This is a genomic window from Mesorhizobium sp. M7A.F.Ca.MR.148.00.0.0 (assembly GCF_003997735.1).
In the GTDB taxonomy this organism is placed as follows: Bacteria; Pseudomonadota; Alphaproteobacteria; order Rhizobiales; family Rhizobiaceae; genus Mesorhizobium.
On record NZ_RZTB01000713.1, the window covers coordinates 1 to 234 of the forward strand.

At 61.1% G+C, this 234-nt stretch carries 1 pseudogene; it reads left to right on the forward strand.

Going from position 1 to position 234, the window contains the following annotated elements:
* Window positions 1-2: 2 nt before the first annotated feature.
* Window positions 3-234: pseudogene (locus EOB49_RS35950) on the forward strand (hypothetical protein); the annotation flags it as partial.

Consider the following 234-nt stretch of genomic DNA (forward strand, 5'->3'; position numbering starts at 1 on the left):
TCATCTTCTTTCGCATGATCGTCTATTTCGGCATCACGCTGGCCTACATTATGGCAACCGGCACGGGCGCCTCCGTCGGCTATGGCGTTGGCCATATCTCCACCGATCCCGACGGGCCGCTGTCGTTTGCCCTGTGGGGCGGCGTGGTCGGTTTCGGCGTCGTCTCGATCGCCGTCTACTGGATCCGCGAATACATCCTCTATGTCGTCAAGGCCGGCCACATCGCCGTCATGG